Here is a 22,803-nt window from a genome sequence, read left to right on the forward strand (position 1 = left end):
ACTCCATTCACCGGGGCGCAGGCTGTTACTCTTCATCACTCTCTGCTACTGCCTCGCCAGCACCCGCATACTTGACATTGCGCGCCGGTACAACAGTGGAAATGGCGTGCTTATAGACCATCTGGCTGACTGTGTTTTTCAGCAACACAGCGAACTGGTCAAACGATTCGATCTGCCCTTGCAACTTGATTCCGTTCACCAGATAGATGGAAACGGGCACCCGCTCTTTGCGTAGTGCATTCAGGAAAGGGTCTTGTATACCTTGCCCTTTAGTCATGTGAGTGTCTCCTTTTTTTGTTGTGTAGTCCAAACGGTTTTTCAAGCCGTGCATTCAGGCAGAGTATAACATAGCCCACCATCAACGCTTTATGATCAAGGCGCCAGCAAGATATTGCAACACCTCATCAAAAATATTTTGCCCGCCGTCAAACCATACCGCATCCGGCGTACTACGCAGCCAGGTCATCTGCCGCTTGGCGAACTGGCGCGTGGCTATGATGGCACGCTCGACCATTTCCGAGTATGCCATATCCCCCTCAAGATAGCTCCACACCTGCCGGTAACCCACGGCACGTATCGAGGGAAGATCCACATGCAGGTCACCGCGACTGCGCAACCTTATGACCTCGTCCACGAATCCAGCCTCCAACATAGCATGAAATCGCACCCCAATGCGCCGATGCAACACGGCGCGATCCGCTGGCGACACCACCAGCTTCAATATGCGATAAGGCAGTCGCACGGCGGCATGTTGCGCATATAACTCACTCATCGGCACCCCACTCAATTCATACACTTCCAGGGCGCGCTGAATGCGCTGTGGATCGTTGGGGTGTATCCGTTGCGCTGCGACAGGATCCACCTGCGCCAGCCGGGCATGAAGCGCAGCCCATCCCAAGTCGCCCGCCTCGGCTTCCAGGCGTGCGCGCACCGCACTGTCTGCGGACGGCATGTCCGTCAACCCCTGCTGCAAAGCCCGGAAATACAGCATTGTCCCACCCACCAACAGGGGAATCCGGCCCGCCTGGGTAATCTGCGCCATCTCCCGCAGGGCATCATCACGGAATTGCGCAGCCGAATACGTCTCAGAGGGGTCGCGAATATCAATCAGGCGGTGCGGCGCAGTCGCCAACACGTCTGGCCCCGGCTTGGCGGTACCGATATCCATGCCGCGATAGACAAGCGCAGAATCGACGCTGATGATGTCGCACGGCAGATGGCGGACCAGCCCCAGGGCAAGATCAGTCTTGCCTGCGGCGGTCGGCCCCATGAGAAAAATGGCGGGCGGGAGTGCATCCTTGGGCATGGATTGAATCACAGCGGACGGGGATTATTATCGAGAGCAGCATGGAGCTGCAAAAAAGGCGATGGCTCAATCCTCAATCATTCGATAACGCATCGCAAGATGCGTCAATTCGACGTCGCCCTGCACACCCAGCTTCTCGAACAGGCGATAACGGTAGGTGTTGACAGTCTTGGGGCTAAGGCAAAGCTTGTCCGAGATATCCGGCACTTTGATCCCCTTCGCCACCATTAGCATCACCTGCATCTCGCGTGACGACAGCTTGTCAAAAGGCGACTCAGCCGCGCCCGGCAACAGGCTCAGCGCCAGACTCTGAGCGATAGCAGGGGCAATGTAGCGGCCTCCTTTGTATACCGTCTCTATGGCGCGCACGATTTCGTCGATGCCGCAGTCTTTGGTCAGATAACCGGCGGCGCCGGCCTGCATAAAGTGGTTAGGGAAAGGCTCACTATCATGGACTGTGACGACAATGATCTTTATGGTGGGATCGATCTGCAGCAACTTGCGCGTCGCCCCTAGCCCGCCGATGCCAGGCATATTCACATCCATGAGCACGACATCGGGCTTACATTGCCTGACCAGGAGGACCGCCTCTTCGCCGCTGCCAACCTCGGCAATCACGTCAATGCCCGGAACGTCCGCGAGCATGCGCTTTATGCCACTGCGCACCAGCGCATGGTCATCAACCAAGACCACCTGAATCATGCTCGACCCTGAGTATATCTGGCGGAGAGGGTGGGATTCGAACCCACGTGGGGCTCGCACCCCCATCCGATTTCGAGTCGGCGCCGTTATGACCGCTTCGGTACCTCTCCAAAGAGAGCGCTAGAATACGCGTTTTCCGGCTTCAGAACAACTAGCAATCTTGGTTTTCACATTGCTCCCTCATTGTCACCTTCACGGGGATCACGGGGATCACGGGGATCAGCAAGATTTTCATCCGCGGCGACGAAAACAACTCCATCAGGCCGCTGCGCCTTGCGCCGCGCCGAGAAGAAGCTGCTTAGCATTGCGCCGCACGGCTCGGCGAGCAGCCCGCCTTCGCAGGTTACCCGATGGTTGAGGCGATCTGAACAAAGAATATTAAATACGCTGCCCGCCGCTCCGCCCTTGGGATCGGCCGCGCCGTATACCACCCGGCTTACGCGCGCATGAATGATGGCTCCGGCGCACATGGCGCAGGGCTCCAGGGTCACATAGAGCGTGGTGTCTAGCAGACGGTAGTTCTCAAGCAGTTTACCCCCCGCCCGCAACGCCATAATCTCGGCGTGAGCAGTAGGGTCGTACTCCGTAATTGGCCGGTTCCAGCCTTCTCCGATAACCTGACCATTCTTTACCAGCACCGCGCCCACCGGCACCTCACCCTCTGTAGCCGCGCGTTCGGCGAGGGATAAGGCGTGGCGCATCCATTTGACATCCGTTTCGAGTATCACGTGCTTCTCCCGCTACTTCGTCACTCCCATTCAATGGTCGCCGGGGGCTTGCCGGAGATGTCGTAGGTGATGCGTGAGATTCCAGGCACTTCATTGATAATGCGGTTGGAGATAATTCCCAGCACATCATAGGGCAGATGCGCCCAGTGCGCGGTCATGAAGTCGACAGTTTCGACGGCGCGTAGCGCTACAACATAATCATAGCGCCGCCCATCGCCCATAACACCCACGGACTTCACCGGCAAGAACACGGCGAAGGCTTGACTGACCTTGTTATACAGATCGTTTTTACGCAGCTCTTCGATGAAGATGGCGTCGGCGCGGCGCAGCAGATCGGCGTATTCTTTTTTCACCTCGCCGAGGATGCGCACGCCCAGGCCCGGCCCGGGGAAGGGATGGCGATAGACCATGTCGAAAGGCAGGCCAAGCTCAACACCGAGGCGGCGCACTTCGTCCTTGAATAGCTCGCGTAGCGGCTCGATCAGCTTGAGCCGCATGTCCGCAGGCAGACCGCCAACGTTATGGTGAGTCTTGATGACGTGCGCCTTGCCGGTTTTGGCTCCGGCGGATTCGATGACATCAGGATAGATAGTACCCTGCGCCAGCCATTGCACATTGGTGAGTTTGGCGGCCTCTTCCTCGAAAATCTCGACGAACAGATTGCCGATGATCTTGCGCTTCTTTTCCGGGTCGGCCTCGCCTTTGAGGGCATCCATAAAACGCTGCTCGGCATTGACGCGGATCACCTTGATGCCCATGTGCCGGGCAAAGGTCGCCATCACCTGGTCGCCTTCATTCAGACGCAGCAGGCCGTTATCGACAAATACGCAGGTCAGCCGATCACCCAACGCTTTATGCAGCAGCGCCGCCACCACAGAGGAATCCACACCGCCGGACAGCGCCAGCAGCACTTCATCGTTCCCGACTCGCTCATGAACCAGACGAATGCTGTCGCTGACGATATTTCCCATGGTCCACAATGCCGCGCAGCCGCAGATGTCGAGCACAAAGCGTTGCAGGATACGTGCGCCCTGACGGGTGTGGGTCACCTCGGGATGAAATTGCAGACCGTAGAAACCGCGCGTCTCATCGGCCATGCCCGCCATGGGCGCAGCTTCGGTGCTGGCAATCATCTTGAAACCTTCCGGCAGACGGGCGACACGGTCGCCGTGGCTCATCCAAACATCGAGTATGCCGTAGCCTTCGGGGGTGGTGTGGTCCTCGATGTCGCGCAATAGCCGTGAATGTCCACGCGCGCGCACCTGGGCATAGCCGAATTCGCGGTGCGTGGAGGACTCTACGGCGCCGCCCAATTGCGCGGCCATGGTCTGCATGCCATAGCAGATGCCAAGCACCGGCACGCCCAGCTCAAACACCACTTGCGGGGCGCGCGGCGTTGATTCGAGCGTGACCGATTCCGGCCCGCCGGAGAGGATGACACCACGCGGCTTGAAGGCGCGAATCGCTACCTCATCCATGTCGTAGGGATGCAGCTCGCAATAGACTCCCGCCTCGCGCACCCGGCGCGCGATGAGCTGGGTGTACTGGGAACCAAAGTCGAGGATCAGGATGCGGTGGTCGTGGATATTAGTCAATGTTGTGCCCGTTTTAATTTATTAATCACAGAGAACACAGAGTTCACAGAGAAAAAACGATTTCCCCATGAAGGAGACAATGCGGCATTGCACCCTTCACGGGGACGAGAACCCGCACCACCTCTGTGTTCTCTGTGAACTCTGTGGCTTGTATCTGCGGATTTGTTAATACAGATCAGTCAATCCGATAATTCGGCGCTTCGCGGGTGATCGTCACGTCATGCACATGGCTTTCACGCATACCGGCGCTGGTGACGCGCACGAATTTTGGCTTGGTGCGCATCTCCACGATATCTTTGCATCCGGTATAGCCCATGCTGGCGCGCACCCCGCCCATCAACTGATGCACGATGGCCACCATGCTGCCTTTATAGGGCACGCGGCCCTCAATGCCTTCCGGCACCAGTTTCTCGGCCTCAGCAGTCAGTTCCTGAAAATAGCGGTCGCTGGAGCCCTGCTGCATGGCGCCTATCGAACCCATGCCACGGTATGACTTGTAGGAACGGCCCTGGTAAAGCTCGACATCGCCGGGGGATTCCTCGGTGCCAGCGAACATGCTGCCGATCATCACCGAAGAGGCGCCCGCAGCGATGGCCTTGGCAAGATCGCCCGAATAACGGATACCGCCATCGGCGATGACCGGCACACCCATGCCCTGCAAGGCGTTGGCGACGTTGTTAATCGCCGTAATCTGCGGCACGCCCACACCGGTGACGATGCGTGTGGTGCAGATTGATCCCGGACCGATACCGACCTTCACGGCATCGGCGCCTGCGTCCACCAGTGCCAGCGCTGCTTCGGCGGTAGCGATATTGCCGCCAATAAGCTGTATCTCCGGAAAATTGCGCTTCACCCAGCGCACCCGGTCCAGCACGCCCTGTGAGTGGCCGTGCGCGGTATCAACGACAATGACATCGACACCGGCGGCCACCAGCGCGGCAACGCGCTCATCAGTGCCCTCACCCGTACCCACAGCCGCTCCGACACGCAAGCGCTCCAGATGGTCCTTGCATGCATTAGGCTTTTCCTTGGCCTTCTGAATGTCCTTCACGGTGATCATCCCGCGCAATTGAAACCTGTCGTTCACCACCAGGATTTTTTCGATGCGGTGCTTGTGCAATAGCGCCACCACCTCATCACGCCCGGCGCCTTCGCGCACGGTGACCAGGCGCTCCTTGGGTGTCATGATGGTGGAGACAGGGTTGCCGTAACGACTCTCCGTCTCAAAGCGCAGATCCCGATTGGTTACGATACCGACCAGATCTTCCCCATCCACCACCGGCACACCCGAAATATTATGGGCGCGCGTCAAAGCCAGCACATCGCGAATACTGGTATTCGGCGAAACAGAGATAGGATCTTTGATGACGCCGCTCTCAAACTTTTTGACGATGCGCACCTGCTCCGCCTGCTCTTCGGTGCTCATGTTCTTGTGGACAATCCCGATACCGCCTTCCTGCGCCAACGTAATCGCCAGCCGCGCCTCAGTCACGGTATCCATGGCGGCCGATAGCAAGGGAATATTCAACTTGATTCCACGGGTAAGCTGGGTTTCCAGGCTTACCTGTTTGGGCAACACCGTGGAGTGATCCGGCACCAGCAGAACATCATCAAAGGTAAGGGCTTCCTGGAGGACGCGCATGGGGAGGGTTCCGCCTTAATTGGGAAAAGAATTAACTGATAAGTATAAATTTTATCCTTGACCAGGTAAATAGCATAAAAAATATGGGATTGCCGTGCGTCCTGCACCGAACTGCCGGGATATCTTAAATGCAATCATACACCTGCCTGATCCCAGCAACTCCAAGCATGCTTGCGCGTAGTGATATGAAGACATACGAAATACAATAAAATCAAATAGATAAATAATAGCAAGCTATGGGATGTCCCCATTCAGGGACGTTCGTGCAGATTCTTTGGGGATTTTGGCCTGATTAGCGCCTTCCGCGCGCTTATTACTGCGACATACGGGTGCCTTACCTTGCTCTTGCCGCCTTATAAATGTGCAATATCTTGCTTGCGCATACCGGCTAACCCATCAACATCATAATTTTTTGTTATATTTTTCATAATGTTAATTTTAGTAACCCCGGAAAGAAAAATATGGCACGATGTCTGCGTGATATTGCGTGCAGCAACCCAGTTGCTTTTTTACACCGTAACCCAGTGCTTTTTAATCACGGCGTAACAAAACACTGACAGACTAACTCATGCTATCCGGCACCTCTCTCCTGGATGGCATGAGTTAGTCCCCATTAAATGGAGGTATATGGAATGAAGGATTTTGAAATGACAGCGAACATAGGTGGCGCCGACAAGGGCTTTAGAACGATTGTCGGAATGACCTTGCTAGGCGTGGCGTTGGCACACCCAACATCCACATTGTACGCCACCGTGTTTCCAGTGATCGGGGCCTATTTCGTCCTGACGGCGATCATGGAATGGGATCCTATTGGCTATCTGGTTCAGTCAGCACAGAAGGTCATTAACCACCTGGGTGAGATGGTCAGCTCGCCGGCCATGGGGTTAATGTCACGACAAGCTCTCAGCGCCTGATGGCAGGTGCGTGGGCAAGGATGCACCGTGGGCCGCCATGGATGGCTGAGGCCACGACTAAACACATGTAGGGTGCGTTCCACGCACCACAACCATTTGTGCGCGGGACGCATTACTGCTCCACTGTCAATTTAATGTTTCAAATTTAGCAGCAACAGTTTGCAGGAGTGGCAGGTAACCTCGGGGACCCGTTACATACTGGCACCCCCTCCCGCCTTTTGGCACGGGGCCACGAGCAGCCGCTCCTACCCTTTTATTTCAATTTCCGCAAATAACCCGCAAAACGCATATCCACCCTCACCGGTCATGACATGCACGTTGTCTTTTGTGAAAAACTGTTTCCTCGTGCCCGGCATCAGAAATCCACCACCTTCTTATCGCTGAACTTGCCCACCACCCCTCCTTTTGTTGCCATCAAGTGAAAAATTTCCGGCAAGAGGCTTGACATCCGACTTAATTGGGAATAAATTCCCAATTAAGTCGGAAACGGCGAGCAGTCCACGGAACAGATACTGTTTTTTAATCGTGGTGCAACAAAACACTGACAGACTAACTCATGCCATCCGGCCCCTCTCTCCTGGATGGCATGAGGAAGTCCCTACCAAATGGAGGTACATGTAATGAAGTATTTTGAAATGACAGCGAACATAAGTGGCGCCGACAAGGGCTTTAGAGCGATAGCCGGAATGGCCTTGCTAGGCATGGCGTTGGCACATCCAACGTCGGCATTGTACGCCACAGTCTTCCCAATGATCGGGGCCTATTTTGTTCTGACGGCGATCATGGAATGGGATCCTATTGGCTATCTGGTTCAGTCAATACAAAACGTCCTTAATCACTTAGGTGAGATGGCAGGTTCATCGGCCAAGGGAATAAGGACACCACAAGCTTTCAGCGCCTGATTACGCCTGAGCGGACAAGGATGCGAGGAAGTCCCTATCAAATGGAGGTACATGTAATGAAGTATTTTGAAATGACAGCGAACATAAGTGGCGCCGACAAGGGCTTTAGGACAATTGTCGGAATGGCCTTATTGGGCATGGCGTTGGCAGATCCAACGTCGACATTGTGCGCCACCGTCTTCCCAATGATCGGGGCCTATTTCGTCCTGACGGCGATCATGGAGTGGGATCCTATTGGCTATCTGGTTCAATCGGCACAGAAGGTCCTTAATAACTTAGGTGAGATGGCCGGTTCATCGGCCATGGGAATAAAGACACCACAAACTTTCGGCGCCTGATTGGCCTGAGTGAGCAAGGATGCATCGTGGGTCGCCATGGACGGCTGAGGCCACGACTAATCATATGCAGGGTGTGTCCCACGCACCACTATTGATTTAGAGTTTCAAATTTAGCAGCTACAGTTTGTAGGAGTGGCAGGTAACCTCGGGGACCCGTTACATACTGGCACCCCCTCCCGCCTTTTTGCGCGGGGCCACGAGCAGCCGCTCCTACCCTTATCTCCCTTTCTGCGGACAACCCGCAAAACGCCGACCATGAATGGTATCATTCATGCCATGCAAGAACTCTTTGATGATCCTCGGAAAGATCTCCCTCAGCGCGAAGTCTACAGCGTGTCGCAACTCAATCACGCCGCGCGCTCAGTGCTGGAAGGAAGCTTCCCGTTAATCTGGGTGGAAGGGGAGATATCCAATCTGGCCAAGCCCTCCTCCGGCCACCTCTACTTTACCCTCAAAGATGAGGCTGCGGCGGTGCGCTGCGCCATGTTCCGTCAGCGCAACCTGCGCCTGGGCTTTACGCCGGAAAACGGCATGCAGGTACTGGCGCGCGCGCAGGTCAGCCTGTATGAAGGCCGCGGCGAATTCCAGCTCATTGTTGAACACATAGAAGAGGCGGGGGATGGCGCGCTGCGTCGTGCGTTCGACATGCTCAAGCAGCGCCTGGCCGCCGAGGGTCTGTTCGATGCCGAGCGCAAGAAACCACTCCCCGCCCTGCCCCACTGCATCGGCGTCGTAACCTCCCCCACCGGCGCGGCGGTCCGCGACATACTCACCGTGTTAAAACGGCGTTTTCCTGCCATTCCGGTGATTGTCTATCCTGTACCGGTGCAAGGAACAGGTTCAGCGGCACAGATTGCACTAGCGATACGCACCGCGTCACGGCGCAAGGACTGTGATGTGTTGATTGTGGCGCGCGGCGGTGGCTCACTGGAAGATTTATGGGCATTCAATGAAGAGATAGTGGCGCGCGCCATCCATGCCTGCGAGTTACCGGTCGTCACCGGTATCGGCCATGAAATCGACGTTACCATTGCCGACTTCGTGGCCGATCAGCGCGCCGCCACACCCTCCGCCGCCGCCGAGCTGGCCAGCCCCGATCAAAGCGAATGGCTGCAGCAGTTCGTCCGTCAACAACAGCGTCTTGAAACGCGCATCCACGACAAGCTGGACCGCAAGCGCCAGACGCTGGACTGGATGGAGCGGCGCCTGCAACAGCAGCATCCCGGAAGCCGCTTACGCCATCAGACTCAACGGCTCGACGAACTGGAACAACGCCTGAACCATGCACAGCGTGTTGTTTTTCGGCACAAACATGCATCTTTGGCCGAAATCTCCGCACGCCTGCATCGCCACACCCCACTGCACCGGCTGACGCAGCTCCAGATTCACCATGCAAACCTTGAGCAACGCCTGCACGGCGCCCTGCAACTCACGCTGGAAAGAAGCCATCAGCGATTAATCTCCAGGAGCCGCGCATTGGACACTGTCAGCCCGCTGGCCACACTAGGCCGCGGCTACGCCATCGTCAGCCGCCTGCCGCAACGCACCGTGTTGCGCGCCGCAGCCGACGCGGCGCCGGGCGATAAGGTAGAGGCACGCCTCGCGCGTGGGCGTTTGATTTGTAGTGTCGAAAAGGTGCTTGATGATTAAGCTAATCACAGATTATCCATTAGCCCCAAAACCGTTCGCCCTGAGCCTGTCGAAGGGCCGTTCATGATTCGACAAGCTCACCACGAACGGCGCTGTACGCTCTATTTCGCCGTGGGACAATCTGGGTTAATATCGCGGGCACTTGCGCTGCTGCTCATGCTGGCCTTTTCCACAACTTTGCTGGCCGCCAACACCCTGCCCCGCACCGAACCCGTGCCGGGCGGTGTCGCCATTATTTCTCTGCCAGTAACTCCCGTCCCTGAAAAGGATTGGTGGGCGCGCATAGCACAGGACAACAAACCGACACCCCCCGTCGCCTACTTCAATGGACAACGGGTACTCATTACCCCGAATGAAACGGGCTGGGCCGCTATCGTTGGCATACCCCTGGACACCACACCCGGCGAATACAGGCTGGACGTGCAGCCCGTGACAGGCATAAAAGAAACCATAGAATTTACTGTGCGCGGCAAGGAGTATGCCGCCCAGCACATCACCCTCAAAGACCAGCGCAAGGTTGAACCGCCACCAGAGGATCTGAAACGCATCGAAAAAGAAGCGGAACAGATCAAAGCGGCATTCGCTCAGTGGAGCGAGCAGCGCGATATATCACTGGACTTCCTTCGGCCGGCGCAGGGCGATTTATCCAGTCCCTTTGGCCTACGGCGTTTCTTCAACGGCCAGCCGCGCAACCCGCATAGCGGCCTGGACATCGCCGCCCCCAGCGGCACGCCGGTGCGCACCCCGTCGGACGGAATGGTGATCGCCACCGGCGATTATTTCTTCAATGGCAACACCGTATTCATCGACCATGGCCAAGGCCTCGTCACCATGTATTGCCACCTGAGCAGCATCACCGTCCAGCCCGGCCAGCGATTAGCACGCGGCGCGATCATCGGCGCGGTGGGAATGACAGGGCGTGCCACCGGCCCGCACCTGCACTGGAGCGTGAGCCTCAACAACACCCGCGTCGACCCGGCGCTTTTTTTGCCGGGCCGCTAATCCTACTGTGTCACAAAGTGCTGAAGGGCGCATTGCGGTGTTAAAATCGGGCTCAAAATGCTCATTTACCACGTGTAAACTGCGCTTTTTCGCCCGATTTTGCCTTGCACTGCATCCCTTGATCACTTTGTGACACAGTAGGACTAATCTCTGAGCGCTCATTTAGGCGTAATAATCCACCAATCCAATAGCTATATCCCTGCTGAGATTGGCTGATGAGGAATCGTCTAGCACCGCCTCCGAAGATTCGCTTAGGGACGCACGATAGACATCGTGAGAACCGGCCTGCTGCCCGCGCTGATCGGAAAAGGACTGGGATGAGACATTAACATTTGCCAGGTTAAGGCCGTTATCGCCGAGCATGTCGCGTAACCGCGGGATGGCGGCTTCAAGGGCGTCGCGCGTCACTACATGCTGCGAACTGAACGACACGCTGGTTTGATCCCCGTCGACCTTGATACGTATTTCGATGGGCCCCAGATGGGGAGGATTAATTCTCAACTCCGCTGCCTGCACATTATTATGAGCCAACCATTGGACGCGGCTTCCCAGCTCCTGGCCCCAGCCATCGGCGCCGACGGGGAGAGTTATGGCAGTGCTGATTGGCGCCGGGGCGGATGAGCTTGCCTGGAGGCTAGACAAAGGTGCCGCCGCATAACCGGTTACGCCAGCCAGTGGTAACGCCACATCACGCGCGTCAGCTTTATCCGCCACCGCTCCCTGCAACAATCCGGCAGCCATATCCATCGTCGCTGGAAGCGCTGCGGGCAATGCAGCGGATGGTATTACAAACGCGGAAGCTCCAGCTTGAGAAAGCGGTGATAGCAAGGGCTGATTCCCTGCCGCCGGTATAAGCGTCGTCAGCTTTCCGGCAAGCGCATCAGGTGAGGGTGCTAGGGGAGCATCACTTGCGGCAGGGAGCGTCCCTCCACCTGGCACCAAGGAAACAGGCACGGAAGCTGGCACAACAAGCGGCAATCCAATACCGGCCGCCGATGGCAAGGAATTGCCGTCCGTTGACGGCTCCTGAGGTGGCGAATCTATGGAAGACTGGGAAACAGCCGCAGCCGAACCCGGCGCCTCGCCCAACCCTAGCAGCGCCGCAAGCGCATCATAAAAAACACTTTTTTCCCCTGTGTCCGCGCTTTTGGCGGCAGGGTTCCCGGTATTCAGCGCCGGCCCACGGCCATTGGTTGGCTGTGGCGTTGTCAGCATGTCAGACATCATCTTCCCTCATTGGCTATGTTGATGTCCGAGACAATGCAACTTGTGCGCCAAAGAGGTATTGGGGAGACAAAAGGCAAGACCAGCGGCGAGATGTGGGGAGGGAGCGGCCCTCAGAGGCTATAAAAATATTCCACTGCGGTAGATATAGTGGTTTTTCACAACCTCTTGGTTATGTAGGGTGCGTCCCACGCACCACAATCATTGGTGCGTGGGACGCACCCTACGGATTTAAAAATGGGATCAGCTCAGTCTACCCTGCTTTTCCTTGCTGCGTAGCGTATCAATCACCAGCATCACTGCGCCCACAGTGATAGCCGCGTCGGCAATGTTAAAGGCCGGGTAGTACCAGTCTTCATAATATAACTGAATGAAATCGACAACGTAGCCATACATAACACGGTCAATGAGATTGCCCACAGCGCCACCCAGCACCAGCGCAAGGGCGGCAGCCATCCACTTTTCCTGGGGCTGAAGACGGCGCAGCCACACTACCAGCACCACGCTGACAATGGCCGCCAGCGCAGTGAAGAACCAGCGCTGCCAGCCGGAGGCATCGTGCAGGAAGCTAAATGCTGCGCCGGTGTTGTGCATCAGGGTGAGATTGAAAAACGGCAGCACCGCCACCGGATCGTGCAAAATCAGCGTGCCGCTGGCGAGAAACTTGGTCGCCTGATCGAGTACGATCACGACCAGCGACACCCATAGCCATTTCAGCATCACGCGTACCGCCTCTGCTCGCCGTTGCCTGCGACGTTTTCGACGCAGCGCCCGCAGATTTCCGGGTGTTCCGGGTGGCTTCCTACGTCCTCGCGATGATGCCAGCAGCGGATGCACTTGGTATGCGTTGATGGCGCAACTTTCATCAGCAATTCGCCTTCTGAGGATGACGCCCTCACTGCACCGGCCACGTCAACATGTTTTTCTACCGGATGGACTCGCGCATAGGAAGTAATCAGTACAAAACGCAACTCATCCTCCAATTTTAAAAGTTCTTCCTTCAACTTTTCATCGCAATACAGATCCACCTCTGCATCCAGCGAAGAACCGATTTCACGCGCCACGCGCTTTCCTTCCAACACCGTCTGAACCTGCCGACGCAGCTCAATGACGTGAGGCCAGTTCACTTCATTGGCGGTGATGCACGACGGCAATGCGTACCATGTCTCCAGCAATACAGAATCGCTGCGCTGTCCAGGCATGTGTTGCCAAATCTCTTCTGCGGTAAAACTCAAAACCGGCGCCAGCCAACGCGCCATAGCTTCAAGGATGTGATACATCGCTGTTTGCGCGGAACGGCGCGCGTGGCTGTCGGCCTGGGTGGTATACTGACGGTCTTTGATGATGTCCAGATAAAAACCACCCATCTCCACAGTACAGAAATTGTGAACTGCGTGGTAAATAAAATGAAATTCGCATCGTTCATAAGCAGCGCACACCTCTTCTTGTAACTGCCGCGTGCGCTCAACTGCCCACGCGTCCAGAGACAGCATTTTGTCAGTGGCAACCAGGTGTTTTTCCGGATCAAAGCCGTTTAAATTGGACAGCATGAAACGCGCGGTATTGCGTATACGGCGATAGGCATCGGCAATGCGTTTCAAAATCTCGTCGGATACGCTCATCTCCGCACTGTAATCGGTGGCGGCCACCCACAGGCGCAGGATGTCCGCGCCCAGCGTGCTTATCACCTGCTGCGGCGCGACGACATTGCCCTTGGATTTGGACATTTTCATGCCCTGCGCGTCCACAGTGAAGCCGTGCGTCAACACCGATTTGTAAGGCGCAATGCCGCGCATCGCCACCGAGGTCAGCAGCGACGACTGGAACCAGCCACGATGTTGATCGGAACCTTCCAGATACATATCCGCCGGGAATTGCAGCTCGCCGCGTTGTTCCAGCACGGCGGCATGCGTCACGCCGGAGTCGAACCAGACATCCAGCGTATCGCTCACCTTGTCATAATCACCGGCCTCAACGCCCAGTAGTTCAGTCGGGTCAAGCTCGAACCAGGCGTCGATGCCACCCGCTTCGACAAGCTGCGCCACTTCCTCTATCAACTCTGCCGTGCGCGGATGCAGCGCGCCGCTCTCTTTATGCACAAACAGTGCAATCGGCACGCCCCAGGTACGCTGCCGCGAGATGCACCAGTCGGGGCGGTTGTTCACCATGCCCTCGATGCGCGCCTGACCCCAGCCGGGAATCCATTTAACATCGCGAATAGCTGCGAGCGCCTGTTCACGCAAGCCGCGCTGCTCCATATTGATGTCCTGGCGCTCGCTCCCTACGGCGCCAGGATACACCGCGTCCATGCGGATAAACCACTGCGGCGTGGCGCGGAAGATGATCGGTGTTTTGTGCCGCCAGCAATGCGGATAGCTGTGGCGGATCGACTCGCCATGCAGCAGTGCGCCTTTGGCCTTGAGCACTTCGAGCACATGATCGTTTGCCTTCAGCACATGCTCGCCCGCGAACAATTCGACACCCGGCAGAAACTTACCGCCCGCATCCACCGGATTGTCCACCGGCAGGCCGTAGCGCGCGCCTGCCACATAATCTTCCTGACCATGCGCTGGGGCGGTATGCACCGCACCGGTGCCCGCCTCAAGCGTGACATGCTCACCGAGGATCACCGGTACCTCGCGATCATAGAACGGATGCGCCAGTTTCAACCCTTCCAGATCCGCGCCACGGCCATAGGCGATGACGTGATAATCCTCGATGCCGTAACGCGCCATTGCATTTTTGAGCAAGCCTTCAGCGAGCAATAGCCGCTCGGCGCCATGTTCCGTGGTGCATTGCACCAGCGCATAATCCAGATCGGGATGCAGCGCCACCGCCTGATTAGCGGGCAGCGTCCATGGCGTGGTGGTCCAGATTACTACTGAGGCGGGTCCTTGGCCTTCGTGTTCCGGGACATGCTGCAAACGTGCTGCCAGTGCCACTTCATCGAGCACCGCAAAGCGCACGTCGATGGCGGGCGAGGTCTTGTCTTCGTATTCCACCTCTGCCTCGGCCAGCGCCGACCCGCAATCTGTACACCAATGCACAGGCTTTGCGCCCTTGTGCAAATGACCATTATTGATAATACGGCCCAAGGCGCGGATGATGTCCGCCTCGGTTTTGAAATCCATCGTCAGATAAGGACGTTCCCAGTCGCCGATCACGCCCAGGCGCTGAAAATCCTGGCTCTGCCGCGCTACTTGGCTGTGCGCATAATCGCGGCACGCTTTACGAAAGGTTTTGGCATCGACCTTGACGCCCGCCTTGCCGATTTTTTTCTCCACCATCAGCTCAATAGGCAAGCCATGGCAATCCCAGCCCGGCACATAAGGCGCATCCAGGCCATTCATGCTGCGCGCCTTGACGATAATGTCCTTGAGCACCTTGTTCACCGCATGACCGATGTGAATATCACCGTTGGCATAGGGTGGGCCGTCATGAAGCACGAACTTCTCCTGCCCGGCGCGCGTCGCGCGCAGCTTTTGGTACAGGCCCAGCTCCTGCCAACGCTTGAGCATTTCAGGCTCGCGGCCCGCGAGATTGGCCTTCATAGGGAAATCTGTTTGGGGCAGATTTAGCGTATCTTTGTAATCAGTCACATCAACCTCATTCTAGCAAGTCGTTTCTTATTGCCACAGAAACACAAAGTTCTATGAAAGAATCCTCTGTGTTCTCCATGCCCCTGTGGCAAAACTTCAAATCAATTCAATTTTATTGTCGAAAAAGCCCCGCGCCTGCACGGCATCGAACTCTATCTGCCGCTTCAATTCATCCAGCGAGGCGAACTTCTGCTCATCGCGTAGTTTGTGCAGGAAATCCACTTGCACGTAGCGACCATAAATATCCTGTGCGAAATCTAACAGGTGTATCTCCAACAGGGCACGCGTACCGTCCACCGTGGGCCGCGTGCCGACATTCGCCACGCCGGGGAGAGGTTCCGCATCGAGTCCAAACATCTCCACCGCGAACACGCCTTGCACTGGCGATGCCTTGCGATGCAGATAAATATTGGCGGTGGGGAAACCGATGGTCCGTCCCCGCTGGTCACCATGCGCCACACGCCCGCACATGCGATAAGGCCGCCCGAGCAGTTTCCCGGCGGTATTCAGGTCGCCATGGGCCAACGCCTCGCGGATACGTGTGCTGCTGACGCGCGCGCCATCAATGCTGAAGGTATGCCGGTTCACCACTTGGAAACCGTACCGCGCACCCGCTTCCTTGAGCATGGCAAAATCACCCTGGCGCTGGTGGCCGAAACGGAAATCATCACCCACCACGAGATAACGCACTCCCAGCCCTTCCACCAGAATACGGCGGATAAAATCCTGTGCGTTTGTTTCAGAGAGTGTGCGGTTAAATGGCAGGCACAGCACACGATCAACTGAAAAGCGACGCAACGCCTGGATCTTTTCCCTGAATCGCGTCAGGCGTGGCGGCACCGCGCTTTGCGCAAAAAACTCCTGTGGATACGGCTCGAAGGTGATCACCACCGAGGGCAGATCCAGCTCCGCCGCCTTTTCCGCCAGTTGCCCCAAAACCGCTTGGTGCCCCAGATGCACACCGTCAAAATTACCAATCGTCGCCACACAACCGCGATGACGGGGGCGAAGATTGCAAAGGCCGCGGATTAATTCCATGAATTTAAAATGTCTACTTTAGCCACGGAAAACATAGCGGCAGGGTTTCAGATTATACACGCTTGACACCCTCACTTGGCCTTCTGGCGAAAGTGATGGTAGCGCACGCCTGTCACCCACAAACAGGCAAAATAGGCCGCTGCGCCTGCACTCACCAAAAGCAAAAGATACATGATACGTTGCGAGCCGCTCCAGGCCATCCACACTGACCAATCCGCCGCGCCCCACCACAACAAGGCAGCCATTGCGGCGTTGGCAAATCCTACTTGCAGCATCAATCGCCACCACCCCGGTTCGGGCCGGTAGACTCCTTCGCGCCGCAATGCGCGGTACAGCAGCCACGCATTCAGATAGGCGGCCAGCGTCGAGGACAATGCAAGCCCCGCGTGAGCCAGCGGCAATACAAGCACCGCCTTGAATGCCAAACCGAGACCCAGTGCGATCAGGCCGATGCGCACCGGGGTGCGGGTGTCCTGCCGCGCGAAGAAGCCCGGCGCCAGCACCTTGATGAGCATAAAGGCGAGCACGCCCAGACCATACCCCATCAGACTACGCGAGGACATCTCCACGTCATGCGCACTATACTTGCCATATTGGAACAGCGAGATAAGCAAGGGTCCCGCCAACACCAGCAAGCCGACCATTGCTGGTGTGCCGACTAGCATCACCCACCGCAACCCCCAATCCATGGTGTGCGAGAACCCCTCGCTTGACGCCTGCGCATGTTTAAGCGATAGGCTGGGCAGGATTACAGTGGCCAGCGCAACGCCGAACACCCCCAGCGGAAACTCCACCAGGCGATCCGAGTAGTAGAGCCACGACACGCTGCCTGTCACTAAAAATGAGGCAATGACTGTATCAATCAGCAAGCTGACCTGCGCCACCGACGAGCCAAACAGGCTGGGCAGCATCAGCGTGAGGACGCGCTGCACCCCTTCCTGCTTCCATGCCCAGCGCGGGCGTGGCAGCAGGCGCAGGCGATACAAAAAGGGCAACTGAAACAACAACTGCACGATGCCGGCAATGAACACGCCCCACGCCAGCGCCACTATCGGCTCATCCATAAGCGGCGCGAGCCAAAGCGCGGTGCCGATCATCGCCAGGTTCAAAAAAACCGGTGTCAGGGCCGGCACGACAAAACGTCCGTAGCTGTTGAGTATGCCCCCGGCAAACGCGGTCAACGAGATGAACAATATATAGGGAAAGGTGATGCGCAACATCTCCACCGTCAGATCATACTTGTGCGGTTCGTCCAGAAAACCCGGCGCAAAGATCATGATCAGCAGCGGCGCAGCAATGATGCCGGCGAGCGTAATCAGAAACAGCAATGCCCCCAGCGTACCCGCCACATCATCGGCCAGTTTTTTCACCTCGTCGTGGCTACGCTGGGTTTTGTATTCGGACAGCACGGGCACAAAGGCCTGAGAGAACGACCCTTCCGCAAACAGACGGCGCAAAAAGTTAGGGATACGGAACGCCACAAAAAAGGCATCCGCACCCGCACCCGCACCGAACACCCGCGCAATCACCATATCGCGCACAAAACCCAGCACGCGCGAGACCATGGTCATTGCGCTGACCGTGGCGGTGGATCTCAATAAACCCATAACAATATTCTCAAAGGCGGGGGATACGCGGAGGAATCAATAGCATCTATCTTACTATGCGCATGCCGGAATTGACAAAAGATGGGAAAACCAGCATAGTAACAGACTTAACGAATTTACCGGATTTCAGGAGTCCACAACCTTGGCCAACACTGCACAAGCTAAAAAACGCGCCCGTCAGGCGGAAGTACATCGTCAACACAACACCAGCATGCGCTCCAGCGTACGCTCCGCGATCAAGAAGGTGGTAAACACCATCGAGTCGGGTGACAAGACCCAGGCGCAAAGCGCCTATGCCAGCGCCACCCCGCTCATCGACCGCATGGCGCGCAAGGGCATCATGAGCAAGAACAAGGCCGCCCGCCACAAAAGCCGCTTGAACCAGCATATCCGGGCGCTACAGGCTTAATTTCTGCCTGGGGCAACTCTCTCCGAGTTGCCCCACCCCTCAATCCTGATGTTGTTGCCAGCCGGGGATCACATCTCCCGAGCTAAACAATTACGTCAACACCAAATTATCTCTATGCATTAGCTCCGGCTCGTCCACGTAACCCAGCAATCCCTCAATTTTATCGCTCGGCTGGCGCATGATTTTACGTGTATCCTCGGCGCTGTAATTCACTAGGCCACGGGCCACTTCTGTGCCGTCTTCACCCACACAAGCCACTACGTCACCGCGCCCGAAACTGCCTTCCACAGCAACTACCCCGACAGGAAGCAGACTGCGTCCAGCCTCACGCAACACACGCACCGCGCCCGCATCCAGCACCAATCGTCCCCGAACCTGCAATTGTCCAGCCAGCCACTGCTTGCGTGCCGCCAGCGCCTCCTGGCCGGGCAACAGCAAAGTGCCGACCTTTTCTCCTTCAGCAATGCGCTGCAAGATGTTGGCCTCGCGCCCGTAGGCGATGACCGTAGCAGCGCCGGAGCGCGCGGCGCGGGCGGCGGCGCGCACCTTGGTGAGCATGCCGCCGCGTCCCAGGCTGCCCACGCCACCGGCACCGGCCATTTGTTCGAGTTGCGGATCTCCGGCAAGGGCCTCGCTAATCAAGGGGGCGCCGGGATCTTTGCGCGGGTCACGTTCGTACATGCCGGGCTGATCGGTGAGCAACACCAGAAGGTCGGCCTCGATCAGGTTGGTGACCAATGCACCGAGGGTGTCGTTGTCGCCGAAGCGGATTTCTTCCACCGCCACTGTATCGTTTTCGTTGACCACCGGCACCACACCCAGGGAGAGCAAGGTGCGCAAGGTGCTGCGCGCGTTCAGGTAACGTTGCCGGTCGGCGAGGTCGTCGTGGGTGAGCAGGATCTGCGCGGTGCGGATACCGTGGCGCTGGAAGCAGGTCTCGTAGGTTTGCACCAGCCCCATCTGCCCCACCGCCGCCGCAGCCTGCAATTCGTGCAGCGCGCTGGGGCGGCGCGTCCAGCCCAGGCGCTTAACGCCTTCGGCCACTGCGCCAGAGGAGACCAGCACCAGCTCGATGCCGCTGGCACGCAATGCGGCGATCTGTGCTGCCCAGGCGCCGATCAGGCCTTCGTCCAGACCTCGCCCGTTATTGGTAAGCAGTGAGCTACCGACCTTGACGATCCAACGTCGCGCCTGGGTGATTTGCTGTCTATTGTTCATGCAGTAACACCCTACGAAATAACCGGCCGCACCTTGCTCGCCGCCAGCTTGGCGCGGTTGCGCGCCTCGTCGGTGGTTGCACCATTAGCCAGTGCCACGCCCATGCGGCGGCGTGCGAATGCTTCGGGTTTGCCGAACAGGCGCAGATCGGTCTGCGGCACACGCAGCGCTTCATCGACGCCCTCAAAAGCAATGCCCTGCTCTTCCATGCCACCGTAGATCACCGCGCTGGCGCCGGGAGCGCGCAATGCGGTGGACACCGGCAAACCCAGGATGGCGCGCGCATGCAACTCAAATTCATTTTGTGTCTGGCTTATCATGGTGACCATGCCGGTGTCGTGTGGACGTGGGCTAACCTCGCTGAACCAGACCTGATCCCCCTTCACGAACAGCTCCACGCCAAAGATGCCACGCCCACCAAGATTATCGGTAACCGCTTTGGCGATCTGTTGCGCGCGCTTCAGCGCCGCGCTGCTCATAGCCTGTGGCTGCCAGCTTTCCACGTAATCACCCTTGACCTGCACGTGGCCAATGGGCTCGCAGAAATAAGTCTCGACCGCGCCAGATTCACCCTGCGCCCGCACGGTGAGCAGGGTGATCTCGAAGTCAAAGTCGATCATCTCTTCAACGATGACCCGGCCCCGATGCACGCGCCCACCGCTCATGGCATACTCCCAGGCGGTGGCGACATCCTCAGGTTCATTGACGGTAGACTGCCCCTTGCCCGAGGACGACATCACCGGTTTGACGATGCACGGATAGCCGATGCCACCATCGATAGCGATTTTCAATTCGGTGAGGCTTTCAGCGAAGGCGTAGCGCGAGGTCAGCAGCTCCAGCGTTTCCGCCGCCAGGCGGCGGATACCTTCACGATTCATGGTGAGCTGTGCGGCGCGCGCAGTGGGAATAACCTCCGCCAGACCTTCTTCCTCGATCCGTACCAGCATGTCGGTGGCAATGGCCTCAATTTCAGGCACGATGATGTGCGGGCGTTCCTGCTCCACCAGGGCACGCAACGCCTCTCCGTCAGCCATATTGATGACATGCGCACGATGCGCCACCTGATGCCCCGGCGCATCGGGATAGCGATCCACAGCGATCACTTCCACTCCCAGGCGCTGCAGGGCAATGATAACTTCCTTGCCCAGTTCACCGCTACCGAGCAGCATCACGCGAGTTGCGCCGGGGGATAACGGGGTGCCAATTTTCATGCTTTCGACTCCATCGGAGCTTGAGCCAGCAACGCATCGAGTTCGCCGCGCCGGTTCAGTGCGTTTATATCGTCGAACCCGCCGATATGCTGATCATTGATGAAAATCTGCGGCACGCTGCGCTGCCCTTGAGCGCGATCAAGCATGCGCTCCCTGGCTTCCGCATCGAAACCGACGTTGTATTCGAAATATTCCGCGCCTTTCAGCTTGAGCAACGCCTTGGCGCGCACGCAATAGGGGCATATCAGCGTGGTGTATATTTCAATATGCGCGCGGATTGGATTCTGGGTCGAGTCTTTCATCTTTATATCGAGGGCGTTCGGCTATCTGATGAACAAGCAGGTGTATAATAGCAGCGAATCAGAACACCTGAAAGGAAAACCCTAGTGAAAAAAGACCAGATCTACGTCGGTATAGCCAACGATGAATTCGGCGGTATGACCACCATCGGCGGCGTCATCAAGGACGCTTGGGTTTTCGGCATTATCCCAGAAACAGAAACGTGCGAAGGATGGAATTTGGCGCAGATTCAGATGATCATGGACAAGGTCTGCCAGGAATGGGACCACCACGGCCACCTCGTAAAACATCTACCCGAAGAAATGCGCCAGCGCCACGAACGCATCCATACCGAGGCGATCCGCAAGGCGCGTGATGCAGGCTGGTCGCCGGAATTGATGAACGAATAAAAACGGCTGCCATTCACAAACGAAACTCAGACCCTCAAGGACAGCGAGGGTCTAGGTTTTGGCGACAATCAATGCGCCGCTCTCATTCCCGGCAGCATCAATAACTGTGCCTCAACAAACCGCGCGCGGGCTTCCGGCAGGATGGATTCAATGATCTCTTCTGTCAAACCGGTGATTTTCCATGCCACAGGATCCACGGTTTCCGTCGATTTCTTGCGCGCCCCGTCCGGCTCCACCTGGTTTGCGACCACGCCGGCGATATGAACGATAGCGGTCTCCAGGCCAAATTGCTCCGCCTTGCCTGGCTCATGATGAAACTCCAACACCTCTTGCAGGCTCACCGGCAGGCGCCACAAACGCATCAGCTCGCCACCCACCTGCGCATGATCGAAGCCTATCACCTCACGTTCGGCGAGATAGGCAGGGGTGCCGGAATCACGGGCGCGCACCAACGCAACTTTCATCAACTCCGCTATTTTGGTATACATGATCAAGTACCCAACATCATGTAACAAGCCGGCAACAAACAAGCGCTCACTATGCAGCACGCCGCAATGTGGCCCTAGCATCTTCGCCACCACACCGCAGCAAATACTATGGCGCCAGAAGCTGTCCATATCGACCAGTGTGCTGGGGATACCTGAAAACATCCGCATCGCCGATGTCGCCACAACCAGATCACGCAACTCCCGCGCACCAATTAATGTAACGGCACGCGACACCGTGTCGACACGCGACACGTGGCTGTAAAACGGGCTATTTGCGATCTTCAGCAGACGCGCCGTCAACGCTGCATCCTGGCCGATCACCTTACCAATGTCCGAGGCAGAGTAACGGGGGTTCTCGGCCATTTCGTTGACACGCACACACACCTCAGGAAGGGAGACAAGGCCAGAGATACCTTTAACAAGTTCATGGGGGGTCGTCATGTACATCTCCTTATTTTGAGCGGTTGAGTCCTGGTTAAGCCAAAGTGGGTAATGCTCATATCGTCCTGTTGCTTGCTTTTCTTTAGGCCATTATTTCCGG

The 22,803-nt window shown here is 57.1% G+C and carries 21 protein-coding genes, 1 tRNA gene and 1 pseudogene; 7 read left to right on the plus strand and 16 right to left on the minus strand.

Annotated features, from left to right (window positions below; translation table 11 throughout):
* Nucleotides 1–25 precede the first annotated feature (25 nt).
* The 7 genes and pseudogenes from hfq to guaB all read right to left on the minus strand — a co-directional run bounded on the left by hfq (nucleotide 26) and on the right by guaB (nucleotide 5,973).
* Complete coding sequence (gene hfq, locus M3A44_11910) at nucleotides 26–277, minus strand: RNA chaperone Hfq (GenBank protein MEQ6342325.1); 252 nt, start codon at nucleotides 275–277, stop codon at nucleotides 26–28.
* Nucleotides 278–448: 171 nt separating this feature from the next.
* Nucleotides 449–1,306: pseudogene (miaA, locus tag M3A44_11915) on the minus strand (tRNA (adenosine(37)-N6)-dimethylallyltransferase MiaA).
* Nucleotides 1,307–1,372: 66 nt separating this feature from the next.
* A complete protein-coding gene (gene uvrY / locus M3A44_11920) occupies nucleotides 1,373–2,008 on the minus strand; it encodes a UvrY/SirA/GacA family response regulator transcription factor (GenBank protein MEQ6342326.1) in 636 nt (211 codons plus the stop codon).
* A 19-nt stretch (nucleotides 2,009–2,027) separates the two neighbouring features.
* A tRNA-Ser gene (locus M3A44_11925) sits at nucleotides 2,028–2,118 on the minus strand.
* Between the two features lie 57 nt (nucleotides 2,119–2,175).
* The gene (gene tadA, locus M3A44_11930) at nucleotides 2,176–2,709 is read right to left on the minus strand and encodes a tRNA adenosine(34) deaminase TadA (GenBank protein ID MEQ6342327.1); all 534 of its coding nucleotides are present in this window, start codon (nucleotides 2,707–2,709) and stop codon (nucleotides 2,176–2,178) included.
* A 47-nt stretch (nucleotides 2,710–2,756) separates the two neighbouring features.
* Nucleotides 2,757–4,331, minus strand: a complete 1,575-nt coding sequence (guaA, locus tag M3A44_11935) for a glutamine-hydrolyzing GMP synthase (GenBank protein ID MEQ6342328.1) — start codon at nucleotides 4,329–4,331, stop codon at nucleotides 2,757–2,759.
* 175 nt (nucleotides 4,332–4,506) lie between these two features.
* A complete protein-coding gene (gene guaB / locus M3A44_11940) occupies nucleotides 4,507–5,973 on the minus strand; it encodes an IMP dehydrogenase (GenBank protein ID MEQ6342329.1) in 1,467 nt (488 codons plus the stop codon).
* 647 nt (nucleotides 5,974–6,620) lie between these two features.
* On the opposite strand from guaB, the gene M3A44_11945 reads away from it, so the two are divergent.
* The 5 genes from M3A44_11945 (at nucleotide 6,621) to M3A44_11965 (ending at nucleotide 10,779) form a co-directional block, all read left to right on the plus strand.
* Nucleotides 6,621–6,887: a DUF2892 domain-containing protein gene (locus tag M3A44_11945; GenBank protein MEQ6342330.1), complete on the plus strand. Its 267-nt coding sequence runs from the start codon at nucleotides 6,621–6,623 to the stop codon at nucleotides 6,885–6,887.
* A 620-nt stretch (nucleotides 6,888–7,507) separates the two neighbouring features.
* Entirely contained in the window at nucleotides 7,508–7,789 is a 282-nt protein-coding gene (locus M3A44_11950) for a DUF2892 domain-containing protein (GenBank protein MEQ6342331.1), read from the plus strand.
* A gap of 56 nt (nucleotides 7,790–7,845) precedes the next feature.
* Entirely contained in the window at nucleotides 7,846–8,127 is a 282-nt protein-coding gene (locus M3A44_11955; protein ID MEQ6342332.1) for a DUF2892 domain-containing protein, read from the plus strand.
* A 255-nt stretch (nucleotides 8,128–8,382) separates the two neighbouring features.
* Nucleotides 8,383–9,777, plus strand: coding sequence for an exodeoxyribonuclease VII large subunit (gene xseA, locus M3A44_11960; GenBank protein MEQ6342333.1), 1,395 nt, complete (start codon nucleotides 8,383–8,385; stop codon nucleotides 9,775–9,777).
* Nucleotides 9,778–9,840: 63 nt separating this feature from the next.
* A complete protein-coding gene (locus M3A44_11965) occupies nucleotides 9,841–10,779 on the plus strand; it encodes a peptidoglycan DD-metalloendopeptidase family protein (GenBank protein MEQ6342334.1) in 939 nt (312 codons plus the stop codon).
* A 162-nt stretch (nucleotides 10,780–10,941) separates the two neighbouring features.
* On the opposite strand, the gene M3A44_11970 is transcribed toward M3A44_11965, so the two are convergent.
* The 5 genes from M3A44_11970 to murJ all read right to left on the minus strand — a co-directional run bounded on the left by M3A44_11970 (nucleotide 10,942) and on the right by murJ (nucleotide 18,247).
* Nucleotides 10,942–12,006 carry a flagellar hook-length control protein FliK gene (locus tag M3A44_11970; protein MEQ6342335.1) on the minus strand — a complete coding sequence of 355 codons (1,065 nt, stop codon included), beginning with the start codon at nucleotides 12,004–12,006 and terminating at the stop codon, nucleotides 10,942–10,944.
* Nucleotides 12,007–12,246: 240 nt separating this feature from the next.
* On the minus strand, nucleotides 12,247–12,723 hold the full coding sequence (lspA, locus tag M3A44_11975) for a signal peptidase II (GenBank protein MEQ6342336.1): 477 nt from the start codon (nucleotides 12,721–12,723) through the stop codon (nucleotides 12,247–12,249).
* The gene (gene ileS, locus M3A44_11980) at nucleotides 12,723–15,602 is read right to left on the minus strand and encodes an isoleucine--tRNA ligase (GenBank protein MEQ6342337.1); all 2,880 of its coding nucleotides are present in this window, start codon (nucleotides 15,600–15,602) and stop codon (nucleotides 12,723–12,725) included. Before ileS ends, lspA begins: the two co-directional genes overlap by 1 nt.
* A gap of 96 nt (nucleotides 15,603–15,698) precedes the next feature.
* Complete coding sequence (gene ribF, locus M3A44_11985; GenBank protein ID MEQ6342338.1) at nucleotides 15,699–16,640, minus strand: bifunctional riboflavin kinase/FAD synthetase; 942 nt, start codon at nucleotides 16,638–16,640, stop codon at nucleotides 15,699–15,701.
* A 71-nt stretch (nucleotides 16,641–16,711) separates the two neighbouring features.
* A complete protein-coding gene (murJ, locus tag M3A44_11990) occupies nucleotides 16,712–18,247 on the minus strand; it encodes a murein biosynthesis integral membrane protein MurJ (GenBank protein MEQ6342339.1) in 1,536 nt (511 codons plus the stop codon).
* Nucleotides 18,248–18,389: 142 nt separating this feature from the next.
* Here murJ and rpsT point away from each other — a divergent pair, with 142 nt between their 5' ends.
* Entirely contained in the window at nucleotides 18,390–18,656 is a 267-nt protein-coding gene (gene rpsT / locus M3A44_11995) for a 30S ribosomal protein S20 (GenBank protein MEQ6342340.1), read from the plus strand.
* A 90-nt stretch (nucleotides 18,657–18,746) separates the two neighbouring features.
* On the opposite strand, the gene proB is transcribed toward rpsT, so the two are convergent.
* The 3 genes from proB to grxC are packed head-to-tail and all read right to left on the minus strand — an operon-like array spanning nucleotide 18,747 to nucleotide 21,387.
* The gene (gene proB / locus M3A44_12000) at nucleotides 18,747–19,874 is read right to left on the minus strand and encodes a glutamate 5-kinase (protein ID MEQ6342341.1); all 1,128 of its coding nucleotides are present in this window, start codon (nucleotides 19,872–19,874) and stop codon (nucleotides 18,747–18,749) included.
* Between the two features lie 11 nt (nucleotides 19,875–19,885).
* Nucleotides 19,886–21,085, minus strand: a complete 1,200-nt coding sequence (gene purT / locus M3A44_12005) for a formate-dependent phosphoribosylglycinamide formyltransferase (protein MEQ6342342.1) — start codon at nucleotides 21,083–21,085, stop codon at nucleotides 19,886–19,888.
* Nucleotides 21,082–21,387 carry a glutaredoxin 3 gene (gene grxC, locus M3A44_12010; protein ID MEQ6342343.1) on the minus strand — a complete coding sequence of 102 codons (306 nt, stop codon included), beginning with the start codon at nucleotides 21,385–21,387 and terminating at the stop codon, nucleotides 21,082–21,084. Before grxC ends, purT begins: the two co-directional genes overlap by 4 nt.
* 135 nt (nucleotides 21,388–21,522) lie before the next feature.
* On the opposite strand from grxC, the gene M3A44_12015 reads away from it, so the two are divergent.
* Complete coding sequence (locus tag M3A44_12015) at nucleotides 21,523–21,774, plus strand: hypothetical protein (protein MEQ6342344.1); 252 nt, start codon at nucleotides 21,523–21,525, stop codon at nucleotides 21,772–21,774.
* 68 nt (nucleotides 21,775–21,842) lie between these two features.
* On the opposite strand, the gene M3A44_12020 is transcribed toward M3A44_12015, so the two are convergent.
* Nucleotides 21,843–22,703: an HDOD domain-containing protein gene (locus tag M3A44_12020; protein MEQ6342345.1), complete on the minus strand. Its 861-nt coding sequence runs from the start codon at nucleotides 22,701–22,703 to the stop codon at nucleotides 21,843–21,845.
* Between the last annotated feature and the right edge of the window lie 100 nt (nucleotides 22,704–22,803).

It is taken from the genome of Gammaproteobacteria bacterium, from assembly GCA_040183005.1.
Lineage (GTDB): Bacteria > Pseudomonadota > Gammaproteobacteria.

What these genes read in the sequence shown, in the direction of transcription:
- M3A44_11945 (MEQ6342330.1), top strand. Translation starts at nt 6,621, where the DNA reads ATGACAGCGAACATAGGTGGCGCCGACAAGGGCTTTAGAACGATTGTC.
- tadA (MEQ6342327.1), bottom strand. Translation starts at nt 2,709, where the DNA reads ATGCGCCACGCCTTATCCCTCGCCGAACGCGCGGCTACAGAGGGTGAG.
- M3A44_11970 (MEQ6342335.1), bottom strand. Translation starts at nt 12,006, where the DNA reads ATGATGTCTGACATGCTGACAACGCCACAGCCAACCAATGGCCGTGGG.
- murJ (MEQ6342339.1), bottom strand. Translation starts at nt 18,247, where the DNA reads ATGGGTTTATTGAGATCCACCGCCACGGTCAGCGCAATGACCATGGTC.
- purT (MEQ6342342.1), bottom strand. Translation starts at nt 21,085, where the DNA reads ATGAAAATTGGCACCCCGTTATCCCCCGGCGCAACTCGCGTGATGCTG.
- grxC (MEQ6342343.1), bottom strand. Translation starts at nt 21,387, where the DNA reads ATGAAAGACTCGACCCAGAATCCAATCCGCGCGCATATTGAAATATAC.
- hfq (MEQ6342325.1), bottom strand. Translation starts at nt 277, where the DNA reads ATGACTAAAGGGCAAGGTATACAAGACCCTTTCCTGAATGCACTACGC.
- xseA (MEQ6342333.1), top strand. Translation starts at nt 8,383, where the DNA reads ATGAATGGTATCATTCATGCCATGCAAGAACTCTTTGATGATCCTCGG.
- M3A44_12020 (MEQ6342345.1), bottom strand. Translation starts at nt 22,703, where the DNA reads ATGACGACCCCCCATGAACTTGTTAAAGGTATCTCTGGCCTTGTCTCC.
- ribF (MEQ6342338.1), bottom strand. Translation starts at nt 16,640, where the DNA reads ATGGAATTAATCCGCGGCCTTTGCAATCTTCGCCCCCGTCATCGCGGT.
- guaB (MEQ6342329.1), bottom strand. Translation starts at nt 5,973, where the DNA reads ATGCGCGTCCTCCAGGAAGCCCTTACCTTTGATGATGTTCTGCTGGTG.
- M3A44_11965 (MEQ6342334.1), top strand. Translation starts at nt 9,841, where the DNA reads ATGATTCGACAAGCTCACCACGAACGGCGCTGTACGCTCTATTTCGCC.
- M3A44_11950 (MEQ6342331.1), top strand. Translation starts at nt 7,508, where the DNA reads ATGAAGTATTTTGAAATGACAGCGAACATAAGTGGCGCCGACAAGGGC.
- uvrY (MEQ6342326.1), bottom strand. Translation starts at nt 2,008, where the DNA reads ATGATTCAGGTGGTCTTGGTTGATGACCATGCGCTGGTGCGCAGTGGC.
- M3A44_11955 (MEQ6342332.1), top strand. Translation starts at nt 7,846, where the DNA reads ATGAAGTATTTTGAAATGACAGCGAACATAAGTGGCGCCGACAAGGGC.
- M3A44_12015 (MEQ6342344.1), top strand. Translation starts at nt 21,523, where the DNA reads ATGACCACCATCGGCGGCGTCATCAAGGACGCTTGGGTTTTCGGCATT.
- proB (MEQ6342341.1), bottom strand. Translation starts at nt 19,874, where the DNA reads ATGAACAATAGACAGCAAATCACCCAGGCGCGACGTTGGATCGTCAAG.
- lspA (MEQ6342336.1), bottom strand. Translation starts at nt 12,723, where the DNA reads ATGCTGAAATGGCTATGGGTGTCGCTGGTCGTGATCGTACTCGATCAG.